We start from the raw sequence: 15,984 nt of genomic DNA on the forward strand, positions 1-15,984 counted from the left end.
ATGAAGTTCTCATTAGCTTGGCCATCAGCTCTGAGCAGCAAGGGTGTGCTTGGCATGAATAAGCGTAACATCGACTATATTGGTCGCTGTAATCCACGTAAATTCTACAAGCGAGTCGATGATAAACTCACGACCAAACAACTGGCATTAGCCAATAACATCGCCGTCCCTTCCCTTATCGGCGTGGTGAGGGAGCAACATGAGATTGAAGATATCCCGGCCATGGTTGCCTCTGAAGATGGCTTTGTTATCAAGCCGTCAAAAGGCTCGGGTGGTAAAGGGATCTTAGTGATCACTAAGGTCGAAGCGGGTCGTTACTATAAACCTAACGGTCAAGAGGTCACGCCTTCTGAAGTATACCGCCATGTATCGAATGTACTCAGTGGCCTGTTTTCTCTTGGCGGAAATCCCGACGTGGCCATCGTTGAGGGACTTATCCAATTCGATCCGGTTTTCGATGGCTACTCCTATGAAGGCGTGCCGGACATTCGCCTCATCGTTTACAAAGGCTTCCCCGTCATGGGCATGTTACGTCTGTCGACAGCAGCCTCCGATGGTAAGGCTAACTTGCATCAGGGAGCGGTAGGAGTTGGTGTCGATATCGGCACGGGTAAGGGACTGCATGCAGTACAGTTTGATGAGCCCATCGATTTTCATCCGGATACCAATAAGAAGCTCACGGATATTGAAGTTCCTCACTGGGACTTCTTGCTCCACACGGCTTCTAAAGCTTATGAGATGAGTGAGATGGGCTATTTAGGCACAGATATGGTACTCGATAGAGACAAGGGACCCTTGCTGCTTGAGCTCAATGCCCGTCCCGGTCTCGCCATACAAATAGCCAATAACCGAGGGATCTTGCCCTATCTGGATAATGTGGACAAACTCGGTAATCATAATATGACAGTGGATGAACGAGTTGAATATGCTAAGAAGCATTTTTGTCATAGCGCTCAGCTCTAGTCTTATATTCACTACGGCGGTCAAGGCCGCCGTTTCTCCTCTGCCTTTACTTGTAGAGCAATGCTTGCAACTGCAGTCGCCTGGCGATTCATTTGCAGGTGACTCGCAATTCTCACACGTCAATTCAGCCACAGTAACCGAGCCCGATGAAGCTCTCATCAAGCAGAGTCACACCCTTGAAGCCTCGCTACTAAGCCTGTTTAATATCAAAGACAGATTGCAATATTACCGCAGCTACCCTCTACCTCCCCTCTACCAGGAAAGCCTGCTGCAATGTCAACTGCACTTGGCCGATATGATGGCTGAAACGCTGAACTCGCCCTGGTTAACACAACTCACCAATCAGTTAGCAACGGCGGCCAATAATAAGGAGCTCAGCCAACTGTTAAACAGATTCGATGCACTCGAAGTAAATCATCTGTCTTTGGCACAGAAATCTCAGCTGCACACGGCTCAAGCCAGCATAAAGCAGGGTTTAAGAACCCAGCAACTGACATTGCGATTTACCGAGCAAGATTGCCAATTAAACACAGAATATAACAAGTCAACGATGACAAATGGAGTCGGCAATGACACTAAAAATAAGCACTCAAAGGATCCTAAATCTAGCAATGCTTTTAATCTCAGCATTGCGGCCTATTTAATCAAGCAGGATGATACAGTCTGTCAAAAACGTGTTTGGCAAGCCTATCAAGGACGGGCAAAAGAGAAGAACCAGCCGGCTCTTGAGCGGATTTTGCAACTAAGGACCCTGCAGGCACATGACAAAGGATTTGCAGACTATGCCAGTTTCTCTCTGGCAAAGCAGTTTCTATCAACACCTGAATTAGTCAAAATCTTTCTAGACTCCCAAACTGAGGTTGCCCCCACAGCCCCCTGGAGTCTAGGCTACTACCTGTCTCAATCAAAAAGCATGCACATGGCAAACATAACAGCAGCAGAGCTCGTGGATAAGATACAGGTAAGAGCCGAAACATTAGGCTTTGATTTCGAAACAGTGACTGGAAATATCCAGCGAGTCTGGTATCAAGGTCGATTGTTAGGGGATATATTTATAGAGCTAGCCAAGCGCAGCAAGATACATATCTTAAGAGCACCGGTGCTAGGGCGTCAGTTTGGACAAGTTCAACTGTCAATGAAGCAAGAGCTGAGTCGCATAAAAGACAAACAAGACTTAATTAAGGCATACGCTTCAGCCCTTTCGGCGCTATCGCTCAGCAGTCATTATTATCTGGTAAACACAATTGGGGAGACTCTCGATACCAGTAATATTGGTGAGCTTTGGTTAGCCTTATACCTAGCGGAAGGCCTTATCGAACCTTATACAGAACTAAGTCGCGAAAGTTCCATTAGTCTTTTCGCCAAGCAACTTAAAGTATTCAGGGCTAAAGTCGCGTTAGATTTTTATTCCAATACTAGCCTAAAACCCTATAAGAGACTCGACGTTGAATTTATCGAGTCATTCACAGGAGAATGGACAAGCCTTGAAGATTATCCCTATAATTTTTACGCTATCGTCACTTCCGGCCCCCTGTACTATCAGGAGCTTTGGCAAGCCTCACTCTCTCAATACCTCTATCAATCTACAAAACACTGTGAAAATCAACCCAGTGTGTACAATACACTGGTGGTCAATGAAGATTCCAAACCAATAAATCAAAGGCTTAAAATATTACTCGGTGAACCTGTCGATGCACTATCTCTCATTAAAAGGATACAAGATGGCTTTTCTTACCAAGAAAAATTTTCTCAAGATCAGTACACTTTCACTTGCCCTATTTAGTCTAACGGCTAGCGCTGTCATTGACACAAGCCAGACACAAAACGATAAAGTATATCAAGGCATCAAGAATAATCTCGAACTGCACCTTTACCAATTGCCTCCTCGCGTGCAGGGCCATTATGGGATCCGTCTCTACCGCATGACGGGTGATGAAAAGTATGCCAATGCCGCGCTCGTCGACCTCTATGCAGTCACCGAATCTCAAGCCTTCTATGCCTGCTCTCTCGATAAACCTGGCTTTATCACATCGGAGGCTGAAAAAGCCATTTCTGTACTCGGTAAAGGTCCTAGGGCTAAGGCCAGAAAGAAGGCATTAGAACCCTTCCCTGAATTTCTATTTTATACCGATGTATTACTCAGGTTTTCGAGCCGTATCGATGAGTTCGGGTTAACGGGTCCCTGTAATGATAAATTGATCACAGCGCTGAAGAAGACCGATTTAAAGACTGGTCTAACCGATAAGGCCATGATTAAGTCCTGGGCGGCGCAATTAATCAATTACGCCTACTGGGCTAAGCAGTTAGGGGTTGGAGACTATGTCAATGAATACAAACAGGCCTTCATTGAAGTTTATCCAAACAATAAGGATAGTGAACTCAATAAAAAACAGTATCAGAACAAGTTATACGGCCTCACTCATTTCATATTTGCAGCGAGCGAATACTACCAACACGATGTAGATCCTAAAGAGTTCGCCTGGATTTTGGATTACTTTGAAGACAATATTGATCGCATCTTAGAAGATGCCACCGACGATATCATTGCCGAAGTGGGAATTAGCTTTCACCTGGCAGGACTGTCTGATAATCCGGTTGTTGCCAAGACTCAAGCCCATATTGTGAACGCCTTCGATGAAAGTGTGCAGTTTATTCGTTCACCTATGGGAAATCCTGATTTAGCGCTGGGTGAGCACAGAAATGTCTTGGCTATGATGCTACTCAATTGGCCACAGAAGCTGCATAAGGGGCCATATTTTACTGAACTCAAGGCCACCAAGAAGTACATGCCTAAGCAAGTATCGGTTAACAAGTAATGACAATGGCCTGAATATACTCGGGCCATTTTTAACTCAATGAATATTATAGATAGCACTTTAGGTCAGATTAAACATGGATAGAGCGAAATCAACTCTAGAACAATGGCGAATATTACAAGCCGTCGTCGATTTTGGTGGCTACTCTCAGGCTGCTGCAGCCCTTAATAAGAGCCAATCCTCTCTTAATCATGCCGTCGCTAAGCTTCAATCTCAATTAGGGATCCAACTGCTTGAAGTCAGAGGACGAAAAGCCTATTTGACCGAGCAAGGTGATGTCTTGTTGAGACGTTCTAGGCACATCACCCAGTCTGTGGCTGAACTTGAACTCCTCGCCAATAATTTAGAAAAAGGATGGGAGCCTAAACTGACCATAGCAAGAGAGATAGTCTACCCCATGGGTATGCTAGTCGATGCCCTGGCCACATTTCAGCCACAAAGCCGCGGAACTCGTATCACCATAATAGACTCAGTGATCAGCGGAACACATGATCTGATTAAAGACCAAGCCGTCGATATCGCCATATGTGGCGGCGTTCCGCCTAAGGGCTACATCTCGGAGCCTCTGTGTGAACTGGACTTTCTGTTGGTTTGTCATCCTGAACATGCATTAGCTCAAAATCCGAATATAGAAGACGATCAAACCTTGGCTCAACACCTGCAGATAGTCATTAAAGATACGGGAAAGGCGACCCATATCGATATTGGCTGGTTAAAAGCTGAGCAAAGATGGACCGTATCTAATTTCCACGAGGCCTTGGCTATTTTAAATAAAAACATAGGTTTTTGCTGGATACCCAAACACTTAGTCGACTCCTTGCTCTCTCAAGGACAGCTGTGTCAACTCAAGTTAAAGGGAAATAGTCATAGAAGAGTGATGATGAGTCTGGTGATACCAAACCGAGATGTTCAGGGACCAGCTTCTGAACTGTTAGAAAAGATCATCGTCGATATGCATAACTCATCCAATGAGACGGAACACGGTCAGTCTTAATGCTATACCATTGCGTTAACACTTGGAGTGATATTAACGTTTGAGACTCTCTTATCCCTATTTATACCGATTGGTATAAGGAGTCAGCTTTAGGATAAACATCTTCAGTAAAGGCATTGGCGGCATAGTACTTGGCAATTCGTTCAGACCCAAAAGATAGGGTGCCAGTCGACAGTTCAACTGGGGCTGACTCAGTACTCGATTCCGTACTCGACTCTGAAATTGGATCGGCACTTGAAGGGATCTGCTCGTTAATCAGTTCAATCAAGGGTGACACAGTAAACACATCGTCCAGAGGTGAAGGTGAGTCCACCAAGGAAGATGAGATAGCGCCATCCTCATCGACTTCACCGAAGACTTGCGGCTTATGAGGCTCAGGAAATACAACACCTTTAATCGCACTCTGGGCACTAATTAATGGCTTCATCTCATCCAGACTAAGGGGTTTCTCCTGACGCACATCGACCAGTTGCGCCTTGGCATCATTAAGCTTTTTCAATGCTTCTGATGCTACACGAATATCGGCCATCGAAGGATTGGTCGGTGCCATCGCCGCCGCATAGACCTTTTTCATCTTGTTGACAGTGGCAAGAGGATCCCCTGCCACCACTGAAATATCTATCTGAACTTCGCCATTAACCGCATAGCGACGGCCATCACTGCCCTTTTCATAGCTAAATTGTGGACTCTGTGCCAGGTTGCCACCCACGGTAGAGTGAGCCTGTTCGTGGGCTTTAACTTCCGCATCTCGACTCGATAGCTCTTTAAGAAGCTGCTGCTCCAGTAACGCAATGGCGTCCCGCTTCGCATCTGCTTTCTGTGCATCGCCTTCGTCTGCACTGACAACGGAGTCATCACCAGCAAAAGGGGGAAATATCGGTTCCATCCCCTCTTCAGCCGAGCCATCGGGGGAGCCCCCTCCACGTTCCTGCATATTATGGTCAATTTCCTGGCCCTGAGCCTTTGTAACAGGAGTATCGAATGGCTTGATACTCTCCTGAGGCTCGCTCACAACACTGTGTTTAAATCGGGGTGACAGGTCTGTGGCTTGCTCAGTGGGATTCACTAGCCCTCTAACTGTCAATGGACCTAAATTGAGGCTAAAACTTGTTTGGCTTGAGTTGGCGCCTGATAAATTGACACTTAGGTTAGTGTCACTTGCGCTAGAGATGGATTTCAAATCTAAGCCCAAATTAACATCAGATACTAAATCTGATGACACACGGCTTAAATCAACAATATTTGATGAATGGAGTGTCGTCGCTTTATCTGAGCCCAAACTTGCACTGGATGGTTTATTGCGCACAGAGACATTTGTAGGGGAAATGGGCGTAGAAGGTGCAGCACTAAACTTAGTGCCAGGCACTGAACCTTCAGCCGAACTCGCCGACGGGGATATCGGCGTGGTTCTATGTCCAACCGGTACATCAGGTGAAAATCTCACCCCTAACATGACAACTACACCTCTAGGTTGATAATAGTACCTAAGGTCTCCGATGATGTTTCTATCACTTCGACAGCGGCTTCGCCTTGCTGCTCAGCCTCTATTGCTGATACGAGGGCTTGTGTTTGATCGACTTCTTCAACTGGCCTCGTTTCATCAGTTTTAAGATCAGCACTTGCAGGCTTAGCGACATCGATAGTCGCTTGAGTCAATCCTGACTGTGCGCTTTGTAATCCGGCCAGACCCGATACATTACTTGGAGGAATTTGCATACCTTTAGCTCCAACATTCATTTGGTGTTAGTTCAATTATTAATCAGCACCAGACAAAAGTACAGCTAAACTATAGGCCATGAAGTTATATAAAGCTGAGTTGAACACGATTAAACGGGTCTTTAGCTGTTTTACTCAGCAAGCAGGCCTAGCCCTGATGAGATGAGACCAGACTTGTCTCTTCACCTTGCTTACCGCTAAAAATCGTTAACCTAAATTTATCCGTGAATATACCTAGCCCCCGATCCAAGCTGACTCCCAATCTTTCCACACCGGATTTAATCCCCTTTGCTTCATCGCATGACTCACCTGAACCGGCGTTCTATCATCACTGATCTCAAACTGATCTAACTGAGTATCCGGATTGACATAACCGCCGGGTTGAGTCGAGCTGCCGGCACTTAAATTGGTTATCCCGAGTGAAAACAGGTTATCTCTGAGTTCTGGTGATTCCCGAGTCGACAAACTGATATCCAACTGCTGATTAAACAGCCTAAATGCACAGATAAGTTGCACTAAGCCCTTATCGGTCATCTCAACCTTAGGGGTTATCCCGCCAGTACAAGGCCTCAATCTAGGCAATGAAACACTGTATCGGGTACGCCAGTACTTAGACTCAAGATAAGCAAGGTGATGACCTAACAAGAGCGCATCCAAACGCCAATCATCTAAGCCTAACAGGACCCCGAGTCCAACCTTATCAACGCCGGCTTTAGCAACGCGCTCTGGCGTATCTAAGCGATAGGCGAAATCCTTTTTCTTGCCCCGAGTGTGGTGCTCGGCATAGGTCTGGGGATTATAGGTTTCTTGATAGATCATCACGGCATCGAGACCTAACCCCACCAGCTCGGCGTACTCATGCTCGGCCAATGGCTGCACTTCCATTGCCAAGTAGCTAAACTCATTCTTAACCTGAGGTAAAACCTGTTTAAAGTAATCGATGCCGACTTTCGTTTCGTGCTCTCCGGAGACTAACAAGATGGAGTCGTAACCTAGTTTTTTAATCACCGCCATCTCGGCTTCGAGTTCCGGGCCATTTAATGTCTTGCGTTTCAGCTTATTACTCATGCTAAAACCACAATAATCACACTCATTGGCACATAAATTCGACAGATATAGGGGTAAAAACATACCTATATTTGCCCCAAACCTCTGCCTTGTCAGCCGAACAGACTGTTGAGCCATCTGTTCGATATAGGGTTCTGCCGCAGGCGATAACAGCGCGAGTAGACTATTGAGATCCCCCTCGGCCGAATTAAGGGCACGTTCTACATCATCACTGGTGGCCGAATAGAGGGCTAATTTCAGCTTCTCGCGGGAGATCCCCTGCAGATAGGATAGGAAACTCATGGGCATATCCCGATAAATTCACATTTACTCATTAAGAAATCCCGTCAATGGACTGGTTTCACTTGCAACAGACCTTACATGACCTAAGCCAGCAAGATAAGCATCCCTTCCTGTCTGTACCGCAGCGGCGAAACAGCGGCCCATGGCTGCCGGGTCTCGGCTACTGGCGATGGCAGTATTGACCAGTACAGCATCGGCGCCAAGCTCCATGACACGTGTTGCCTGAGAAGGCGCACCAATGCCAGCATCCACGATCACAGGCACCTTGGCTTGCTCGATGATCATTTTCAGAAACGTCTCTGTTGCTAAACCTTGATTAGACCCAATAGGGCTGCCTAATGGCATCACGGCGGCGCAGCCAACTTCTTCGAGTCGACGGCACAGTACCGGATCGGCATGGACATAGGGCAAGACAACGAAGCCTTTATCACAAAGGATCTTAGCCGCTTCTAAGGTTTCTATAGGATCCGGCATCAGATACTTAGGATCGGGGTGGATCTCAAGTTTTATCCAGGGAGTATCCAAGATTTCTCTGGCAAGTTCGGCCGCGAAGACCGCTTCCTTGGCATTTCTGGCCCCTGATGTATTGGGCAAGAGCTTAACCCCACTGCTTAACAAGGGCTGCAAGATATCATCGCTACCCGTTTTCAGATCGAGTCGCTTCATCGCCATAGTGACAAGTTCAGAGCCTGAACACGCGATCGCCTCTAACATGAGGGCTGATGTTGAAAATTTTCCCGTACCGGTAAATAGTCGGGATGAAAATTGATGATCGGCAATGGTTAACATCTTAGCCTCCCGCCACTAGGGCAAATACTTCAAATTGATCGCCATGACAGCACAAGGTCTCTTTCCAACGTGACTTAGGCAATACTTGCCCGTTACGTACCAGTGCAACAGAATTAGCGGCAATATTTTGCAGCAGAAGTAAAACTGATATGCTCGACTCACTCGATAAGAAAACCTGCTCATCGTTGAGCATGACTTCGATTAATGTTTCGCTGGTATTATTTTCGGATATGTTGGGGCTCATTTATACCTCTCCATCACAGTTCAAGCTTGGATCAGATGTCCGAGATTGAGTCTTGGTTTGACTTTTGAATGGTTCCACTCGTTCACCACAGACATGACAAGCAAGATCTCGAATCAATCTCGCTTCACGCCATTGCATAGAAAGGCCATCGAACCTGAGGAATTTTCCTGATGGCACTGGGATCCCTAAGAGTAGATTCATACCAAGCAGCGCCTGCATGGATGCCATCACTCCAACCATAGGGCCTAAGACTCCAACACTCTGGCAAGTCTCACTGACGAGAGTGTCTTCAGGAAACAGGCATGCATAACAGCCCGAATCGGGAGCAGACTCCATATCTACCATAAAAAGCTGACCGTTAAAGTTGGCCACCGAGGCCGTTATTAGTGGCGCCTTAACTCGAAGGCAGGTCAAGTTGATCAACTGACGAGTGCCAAAATCATCGGTGCAATCGAAGACTAGATCCATGTGTACCAGTAATGTCTGACTATTATTCTCGGCTAATTTATCGGTTTCGGCTTGCACGTTACAGCCAAGATAAGCGTTTGAGAGCTTATACGCGGCAGTCTCTGATTTATACTCACCTATATCCTTATCACTAAAAAGCAGTTGCCTGGGCAAGTTTGATAACTCAACCTTATCATCATCTATCAGTGTCAAGTTACCCACACCGGCTGCCGCCAGATACTGAGCCACCAGATTCCCCAGACCACCAACACCGACAATAGCGACATGGGCCTGCGACAAGTTAACCTGGCCCGTTTCACCGACATCCGGCAATAAGATTTGTCTAGAGTAGCGTAGAAAATCGGAATTACTGACGGACATAAGCTTTCTCCCAGGCAGAGGATAAGGCTAGATAGGCGACGCCAGGCTGCTGTGATTCGGTCACCGCTCTCACCACTGCAACATCATCAACCCCGGTTCTCTTAACAGTCTCTATACGGCTGGCATCTATGCCGCCAATGGCCACCAAGGGATAATGTCCCTTAAACAAGTCCACATAGTGTTGCAGTTTCATCAGGCCTTGAGGCGCAGATGGCATCACCTTAGTGGTCGTTGGAAAGATATGACCCAGTGCGATATAGGAAGGCGTGATTTGCGATGCGAGCAAGAGCTCGAAATAGCTGTGACTCGATATCCCTAGGGCAAGTTGTGCGTCAGCAATACGCTTAAGATCGGCATCATAGAGATCTTCCTGACCTAGATGCACACCATAAGCATTATGCTTGAGCGCCAATTCCCAATAATCATTGATAAATACCTTAGCCTGATAATCCCGGCCTAGGGCGATGGCGTGCGCTATTTTATCCTCAAGCTGAGAATCACCCTCATCCTTTATCCTAAGTTGAATCGTTTTAGCTCCGGCTCTGAGCAAGGTTTCTAACACTGGCAAGTCAGACACCACAGGATAGAGGCCCAACCGCTCATCTATCTTCTTAAACTTAATCCCAACCGGAAGAGAAGGTCCGTCGCCTAAGCTGCTGATCGCCGGAAAATCACTCAGTTCTCTAGGCCATGCGGTGCGCGCTAAAGGCCCGGGTCCCTCACCCACACGATAACTGTGTTTTATTCCGGCAGACACATAGGCTTTAGCCACGACAATAGCATCATGGAGCACAAACCCTGTGGCCATCACACTGGCGATAGCTGAGCTTAAGGTGCATCCGGTACCATGATTATTGTTCGATGCGATACGCGGACTCGATAACAAAAAACTACGTTGCAGATGCAATTCAGAGCAAGCGGCGGCGCAAGTACAGACGAAGATATCTTGGGCCGAGTCGATGTGCCAAGCTGGACCTTTATCCCCACCTTTAGCCAACACATTGGTGTCGAGTAATTGCGATAAATCTTTGGCTGCAAGATGATACTGGGACATGCCAACTAAGGTTTGCCCCACCAGCTCACCAAGCTCAACGGCATTGGGGTGATCAGCGTAAGTAAGCCTTTAAATGGCGAAAAATCGAGTCGATTGTCATCTCCATCTAACCTGTCACCGCAACTGGCTATCATAACGGGATCTAAGATAACCGCGACTTCAGTACCACTGCGCTTCTTGTGATCATGAAGGTCCAGGGCAAGCCATCGACTCAAGAGAGCTATCTGCTGCTGATTTGCTAACAGGCCTATCTTTATCGCTTTGGGGGCAAGTCTTGTAGCAAGGTATCGAGTTGAGCCAACAGCATCTCATCGGAGACTGGCTCAACCAAATTGACTGCAACTGAGCTCTGGGCCGTTAATGTCGTGATCACAGTGCAAGCATGACAAGCGAGATCATTCATGGTGGCGAGATCCGCCTGAATGCCCGCACCGCCGCCACTGTCAGAGCCTGCTATTGACCAAACAACAGGCTTTAAAGCCGACAAAGTCGGCTCTACATTTGCCATTAGATTAGCCCTCAACTTCATCGAGTACAGGTTTAGCCGTGCCAGCTTCATGATAGAGGGCGGCACCCTTAGCCTTAAACTCAGCCGACATCATGGCCATCCCCTTCTCTCTATCCATATCAGAGCTTAAATCGGCCGTGCTTCTCGCCTTAAACTCGTCATTGGTCTGCATTTCAAGCTTCTGGGCCGCGGCATATTCACGCACCTCTTGGCTGATCTTCATCGAACAGAACTTAGGCCCGCACATGGAGCAGAAATGAGCCACCTTGGCCGATTCCTGAGGCAGAGATTCATCGTGATAGGCTTTGGCGGTTTGTGGATCCAGTCCCAGGTTATATTGATCTTCCCAGCGGAACTCGAAACGAGCCTTGGATAAGGCATTGTCACGAATTTGCGCCGTCGGGTGTCCTTTAGCCACATCACCGGCATGAGCCGCAATCTTATAGGCGATTAATCCCTGCTTTACATCTTCCTTGTTTGGTAATCCAAGGTGCTCTTTAGGCGTCACATAACAGAGCATGGAGCAACCAAACCAGGCGATCATCGCCGCCCCAATGCCAGAGGTAAAGTGATCGTACCCAGGTGCGATATCAGTCGTTTGTGGGCCTAAGGTATAGAAAGGGGCCTCATCACACACTGCTAACTGTTTTTCCATGTTCTCTTTAATAAGATTCATGGGAATGTGACCAGGGCCTTCTATGATGGTCTGCACATCGTACTCCCAGGCAATCTTAACCAACTCGCCTAAGGTTTCAAGCTCGGCAAACTGTGCCTCATCATTCGCATCGGCGATGGAGCCCGGACGCATACCATCCCCGAGAGATAAGGACACATCATAAGCGGCACAAAGCTTACAGATATCTCTGAAGTGCTCATAGAGGAAATTTTCCTGATGATGGGACAGACACCACTTTGCCATAATGGAGCCACCGCGTGAGACTATACCTGTCAGGCGATTTGCCGTCATAGGCACGTAACGCAGTAATACACCGGCATGAATGGTGAAGTAATCGACGCCCTGCTCAGCCTGCTCAATCAAGGTGTCCTTAAACACATCCCAGGTCAGATCTTCGGCGACACCGTTCACCTTCTCTAAGGCCTGATAGATAGGCACAGTTCCGATAGGAACCGGAGAGTTACGAATGATCCACTCGCGGGTTTCATGTATATAACGGCCGGTGGACAAGTCCATCACAGTATCCGCGCCCCAACGAGTAGACCAGACCAGCTTTTCGACTTCCTCTTCGATAGATGAAGTCACCGCCGAGTTACCGATATTAGCATTGACCTTAACCAGAAAATTCCGGCCTATGATCATGGGCTCAGCTTCTGGATGGTTGATGTTCAACGGAATAATCGCACGGCCTCGGGCAATCTCACTTCTGACAAATTCGGGGGTGATAGGCTCTGAAATCGAGGCACCGAAGCTTTCACCCGGAGCCTTCCGGGTCAATACCTCGTCGGTTATCTCTGACTGGGCCATGTTTTCGCGAATGGCGATATATTCCATTTCAGGGGTAATAATCCCTTGTCTGGCATAATGTAACTGAGTGACACACTGACCCGGTTTCGCCTTTCTTGGAGGAAGCAAAGAATCGAATCTCAGGTGATCTAAGCCATCGTCGGCAAGTCTTTGCTGAGTAAATCCTGAACTGGCACCGACAAGTTGCTCAGTGTCGTCACGCTCTACAATCCAGTTATTTCTGAATTTATCCAGACCCCTGCGGACATTAATATCGGCATCGGGATCTGAATATGGCCCGGCGCAGTCATAGACTCTTAGCGGCGCATTGGGCTCCAAGATAGGATCCGACTCAGTCCCCCCACCATGGTATCGGACAGGAGAATTTGGCGCATACCGACACGGAGATCTTCACGACTACCGGTTAGATAAACTTTCTCAGAATTAGGGTGCTGTAGCGGCTTTAGGGTATCGATGAACTCTTGAGCTTGAGCTCGGGTTTCGCGGCGGTTTGACATAAGCAATCTCACTTTAATTGAAATGAAGTTGCTTGCCTGGAGAGTTGAATAGCAGACACGAGAACGAAGTCTCGAAGTCACAGATAATGACAATAAACGGATCTATTCTGAAAACCAGATACTAAGACTCAAGGTCGTCGGCTCAAAAAATTGAGGCGATGGCACTAAAATTAGCAGCTATTGAATCAAGATATCATGATTCAATGAATACAAAAATTCACACGATTTATGGACATTATCATGCTTGTTTCCTTCGCAGGTTTTAACCTGATCAGGTTCAACGGATCCCGAATAAACGGTCTCAGCCAATTAGGCACTCCGACAAGATGTGAGAAGTATAATCTTAAAACATCAAAGTTAACAAGGCTTTTGTAAAGATACCAAATCTAAAAAAATCATGACAACTTAAAAGTTAAATATTTGTATTTATTGGCAATGTAATTTAATTTGCAATATTTAAGTTGAAGTTACTAATTAGTCATTAAATTATTTCATCATTAAAATTATGACTTAATAGGCCTTTTATGCACTCTTTTTGCTATCGCTCGCGTTAACGCCGCCACAACTGAGTCACCATCACAGCGAAATGGATAGCCAAGATTCTCGGCATGGGGATTAATTGGATTGGGGGTTTTAACGATTCGATAGCAGGTATCTCCCTGTTTAACGATTCGATTTGGATCTAACTCACTATCTAGAGTCTCAGCATCACTCCAGGTATCTATCTCAGGGAGTTCGAGAATGATCATCTCACCATCCATCTCACTGAGCGTTTTAGTTCGGGTATATTGATTAGCTTGTTCGACAAAAAACTCACCCAGAGCCGCCTCTCTCTGGCGAGAAAGGTATTTTTGGGTAGAGGCACTAAAACTTGAAATATTAAGCCTATCGTTCTCGTCATTGTTCTCTTGTTCCGGGGAGAAGAAATAGGAAGATTGACTCATAGAAGAAGCTTTCTTTGGCTTGAAAACATCTTCTTGCTTAGCCAGAGATTGTTTAGCTTCTATTCCAACGGGGTCCTGTACAAAGGGGGCCTGCTTTGATTTCGGCTTAAGCTGAACTTGAGACACGTCACTCTCTGTCAAAACAGCTGCTGCACGATTAGGCTCCTGCACTCTATTATCGATTAATTCAGAGTGACCTTTCTTTATCACAGGGGCTTGATAATACATATAGGCTTTCAATTGAGGACCTTTTAATTGAGGTGCTTCAGATTTAATGCCATAGATCTTATCTTGCGGGTATAACAAGGGAGCGGAGGTCCAGAGGATATCTAAGGTGAGCACCAGGGCCAGATGACCGCTAATGACCAGAACGCTCACCCATAGCCAAGAAATCCTGCGCTTATTTACTACAAGATCAGCATGCTCATTAGCAGATAAGATAAATGGCCTGAGCTCATGATTCAGCTCTTGAGGCTCGAAGGAGGTATCAAACTGAATATCGAGATTCACGGCGCACTTATCCGCCTTTACCCCCTTCAGTCCTTCCTTGTTTTCATTAAGTAGAACTTCCTCTACGCGAAACGCTTTCAATAATATCATCCCTGTGGTTTATCATTGTTTGTTCATTTCACTTCAAATGCAGCGAATCAGTCAGTACCAGGATTTCATTCTGGACTCAATATCAATAAAAATCAGATTACAAATAAGACAGAAAGTTCATTTTGACGAATAAAACTTAGCTTACACGTGTACGCTCAAGTGTGGTTTTATGCTGAATTTACTGTTAGACTCCACCGAAACGATTTAAGAGAAACTTAAATATCAGTTCCATTAAGTAAGTGGTCATTCAGCGGGAGTTAAAAACGCTGTAGGCAAGTAAGGGGATTGAAGCTAATAGTTATTCTATATCGAAAGCCACTTGCGCAGCATAAAGTGTTTTTAAAGCCGCACTACGTGAGCTTCTCAGGACTGCTACTTCTGTGTTGTGTTGTGTTGTCTTAAAAGGGAATAACCATTTCCTCAACAATGCGCCTTGAATTAACAACCCTGAGAGAGCTCTGAATTAACCATAAATTTAATGGAATTGGTATATATGCCACTAGAAGAATCATTGGCCCAGCAAGTATCAACTGTCTCAGTTAATAGCAGCGGCTATAGTCATAAAGAAGAGATGGCTAACAGCATAAGCCATGGTCTGGGTATTGTGGCGGGGATTATCGGGCTTGCACTCTCTCTGATAAAAGGCCAGCAAACACTCGATAGCATTCAATTATTTGGGCTGGTTATCTACTGTGCCAGCATTATCTTACTTTTTTCCTGCTCAACTTTATATCATTCGGTTTCCTCTCCTGTTTGGAAACTCAGACTTAAGATTGCAGATCATTGCGCCATTTATTTTTTAATCGCAGGTACCTATACTCCTCTGATGCTTATCGCCCTGGATGGTACCAAGGCTAATATTATTCTCATCGCCATCTGGTCCCTGGCATTCGGTGGAGTATTATTCAAAACTCGGTTTATTAATCGTTTCAAGAAGCTGAGCGTTGCCCTCTACTTATTAATGGGCTGGCTGTGCGCAACCGTGATGAGTGAGCTGATCGATTCGATGACAGTTCTAGGTTTTCAGTTATTGATTTTGGGCGGATTACTTTACAGTTTTGGGGTGATATTCTATGTTGGTAAACGCATTCCCTATAACCACGCAATATGGCATCTATTTGTGCTCGCTGGTGCGGTAAGTCACTTTCTCTGTGTATACTTAACACTGATATAAGCCGTAGAATTTAGATTTATCCAG

13 protein-coding genes, 2 pseudogenes and 1 riboswitch are annotated in these 15,984 nt (G+C 46.2%); of the genes and pseudogenes, 6 read left to right on the forward strand and 9 right to left on the reverse strand.

The window, feature by feature from the left end; genetic code table 11:
• The 4 genes from FM037_RS15510 to FM037_RS15525 all read left to right on the forward strand — a co-directional run bounded on the left by FM037_RS15510 (position 1) and on the right by FM037_RS15525 (position 4,773).
• Positions 1-963 (forward strand): alpha-L-glutamate ligase-like protein, encoded by a 963-nt coding sequence (locus FM037_RS15510; RefSeq protein ID WP_144046721.1) that lies wholly within the window; start codon positions 1-3, stop codon positions 961-963.
• Positions 926-2,746 (forward strand): M2 family metallopeptidase, encoded by a 1,821-nt coding sequence (locus FM037_RS15515; RefSeq protein WP_144046722.1) that lies wholly within the window; start codon positions 926-928, stop codon positions 2,744-2,746. Before FM037_RS15510 ends, FM037_RS15515 begins: the two co-directional genes overlap by 38 nt.
• Entirely contained in the window at positions 2,685-3,779 is a 1,095-nt protein-coding gene (locus FM037_RS15520) for a DUF3541 domain-containing protein (RefSeq protein ID WP_144046723.1), read from the forward strand. Before FM037_RS15515 ends, FM037_RS15520 begins: the two co-directional genes overlap by 62 nt.
• 76 nt (positions 3,780-3,855) lie before the next feature.
• The gene (locus tag FM037_RS15525; RefSeq protein ID WP_144046724.1) at positions 3,856-4,773 is read left to right on the forward strand and encodes a LysR family transcriptional regulator; all 918 of its coding nucleotides are present in this window, start codon (positions 3,856-3,858) and stop codon (positions 4,771-4,773) included.
• 61 nt (positions 4,774-4,834) lie between these two features.
• On the opposite strand, the gene FM037_RS15530 is transcribed toward FM037_RS15525, so the two are convergent.
• The gene (locus tag FM037_RS15530; RefSeq protein WP_185976834.1) at positions 4,835-5,839 is read right to left on the reverse strand and encodes a putative metalloprotease CJM1_0395 family protein; all 1,005 of its coding nucleotides are present in this window, start codon (positions 5,837-5,839) and stop codon (positions 4,835-4,837) included.
• Between the two features lie 28 nt (positions 5,840-5,867).
• Here FM037_RS15530 and FM037_RS28570 point away from each other — a divergent pair, with 28 nt between their 5' ends.
• Entirely contained in the window at positions 5,868-6,248 is a 381-nt protein-coding gene (locus FM037_RS28570) for a hypothetical protein (RefSeq protein WP_185976835.1), read from the forward strand.
• Here the strand turns inward: FM037_RS28570 and FM037_RS15535 are convergent.
• The 8 genes and pseudogenes from FM037_RS15535 to FM037_RS15570 form a co-directional block, all read right to left on the reverse strand.
• The gene (locus FM037_RS15535; RefSeq protein WP_144046726.1) at positions 6,232-6,489 is read right to left on the reverse strand and encodes a chemotaxis protein; all 258 of its coding nucleotides are present in this window, start codon (positions 6,487-6,489) and stop codon (positions 6,232-6,234) included. The two genes, FM037_RS28570 and FM037_RS15535, sit on opposite strands and share 17 nt — an antisense overlap.
• 234 nt (positions 6,490-6,723) lie before the next feature.
• A complete protein-coding gene (thiH, locus tag FM037_RS15540; RefSeq protein WP_144046727.1) occupies positions 6,724-7,839 on the reverse strand; it encodes a 2-iminoacetate synthase ThiH in 1,116 nt (371 codons plus the stop codon).
• 24 nt (positions 7,840-7,863) lie between these two features.
• Positions 7,864-8,628 (reverse strand): thiazole synthase, encoded by a 765-nt coding sequence (locus tag FM037_RS15545; RefSeq protein ID WP_144046728.1) that lies wholly within the window; start codon positions 8,626-8,628, stop codon positions 7,864-7,866.
• A 1-nt stretch (position 8,629) separates the two neighbouring features.
• Entirely contained in the window at positions 8,630-8,872 is a 243-nt protein-coding gene (gene thiS, locus FM037_RS15550) for a sulfur carrier protein ThiS (RefSeq protein ID WP_144046729.1), read from the reverse strand.
• Positions 8,873-9,700 (reverse strand): HesA/MoeB/ThiF family protein, encoded by an 828-nt coding sequence (locus tag FM037_RS15555; RefSeq protein WP_144046730.1) that lies wholly within the window; start codon positions 9,698-9,700, stop codon positions 8,873-8,875.
• Positions 9,687-11,262: pseudogene (gene thiE / locus FM037_RS15560) on the reverse strand (thiamine phosphate synthase). The gene FM037_RS15555 and the pseudogene thiE overlap by 14 nt, the downstream one beginning before the upstream one ends.
• Before the next feature lie 4 nt (positions 11,263-11,266).
• Positions 11,267-13,242 (reverse strand): annotated as a pseudogene (gene thiC / locus FM037_RS15565) (phosphomethylpyrimidine synthase ThiC).
• Positions 13,243-13,473: 231 nt separating this feature from the next.
• Positions 13,474-13,573: riboswitch (TPP riboswitch) on the reverse strand.
• A 172-nt stretch (positions 13,574-13,745) separates the two neighbouring features.
• On the reverse strand, positions 13,746-14,777 hold the full coding sequence (locus FM037_RS15570; RefSeq protein ID WP_144046731.1) for a hypothetical protein: 1,032 nt from the start codon (positions 14,775-14,777) through the stop codon (positions 13,746-13,748).
• A 502-nt stretch (positions 14,778-15,279) separates the two neighbouring features.
• On the opposite strand from FM037_RS15570, the gene trhA reads away from it, so the two are divergent.
• Positions 15,280-15,960, forward strand: a complete 681-nt coding sequence (trhA, locus tag FM037_RS15575) for a PAQR family membrane homeostasis protein TrhA (RefSeq protein WP_144046732.1) — start codon at positions 15,280-15,282, stop codon at positions 15,958-15,960.
• Positions 15,961-15,984: the final 24 nt, after the last annotated feature.

Origin of the sequence: Shewanella psychropiezotolerans, assembly GCF_007197555.1 — a bacterium.
GTDB lineage: Bacteria > Pseudomonadota > Gammaproteobacteria > Enterobacterales > Shewanellaceae > Shewanella > Shewanella psychropiezotolerans.

Coding starts and splice junctions, on each gene's coding strand:
- FM037_RS15515 (WP_144046722.1), top strand. CDS start 926: ATGCTAAGAAGCATTTTTGTCATAGCGCTCAGCTCTAGTCTTATATTC.
- FM037_RS15525 (WP_144046724.1), top strand. CDS start 3,856: ATGGATAGAGCGAAATCAACTCTAGAACAATGGCGAATATTACAAGCC.
- thiS (WP_144046729.1), bottom strand. CDS start 8,872: ATGAGCCCCAACATATCCGAAAATAATACCAGCGAAACATTAATCGAA.
- thiH (WP_144046727.1), bottom strand. CDS start 7,839: ATGAGTTTCCTATCCTATCTGCAGGGGATCTCCCGCGAGAAGCTGAAA.
- FM037_RS15555 (WP_144046730.1), bottom strand. CDS start 9,700: ATGTCCGTCAGTAATTCCGATTTTCTACGCTACTCTAGACAAATCTTA.
- FM037_RS15510 (WP_144046721.1), top strand. CDS start 1: ATGAAGTTCTCATTAGCTTGGCCATCAGCTCTGAGCAGCAAGGGTGTG.
- FM037_RS15545 (WP_144046728.1), bottom strand. CDS start 8,628: ATGTTAACCATTGCCGATCATCAATTTTCATCCCGACTATTTACCGGT.
- FM037_RS15535 (WP_144046726.1), bottom strand. CDS start 6,489: ATGCAAATTCCTCCAAGTAATGTATCGGGTCTGGCCGGATTACAAAGC.
- trhA (WP_144046732.1), top strand. CDS start 15,280: ATGCCACTAGAAGAATCATTGGCCCAGCAAGTATCAACTGTCTCAGTT.
- FM037_RS15520 (WP_144046723.1), top strand. CDS start 2,685: ATGGCTTTTCTTACCAAGAAAAATTTTCTCAAGATCAGTACACTTTCA.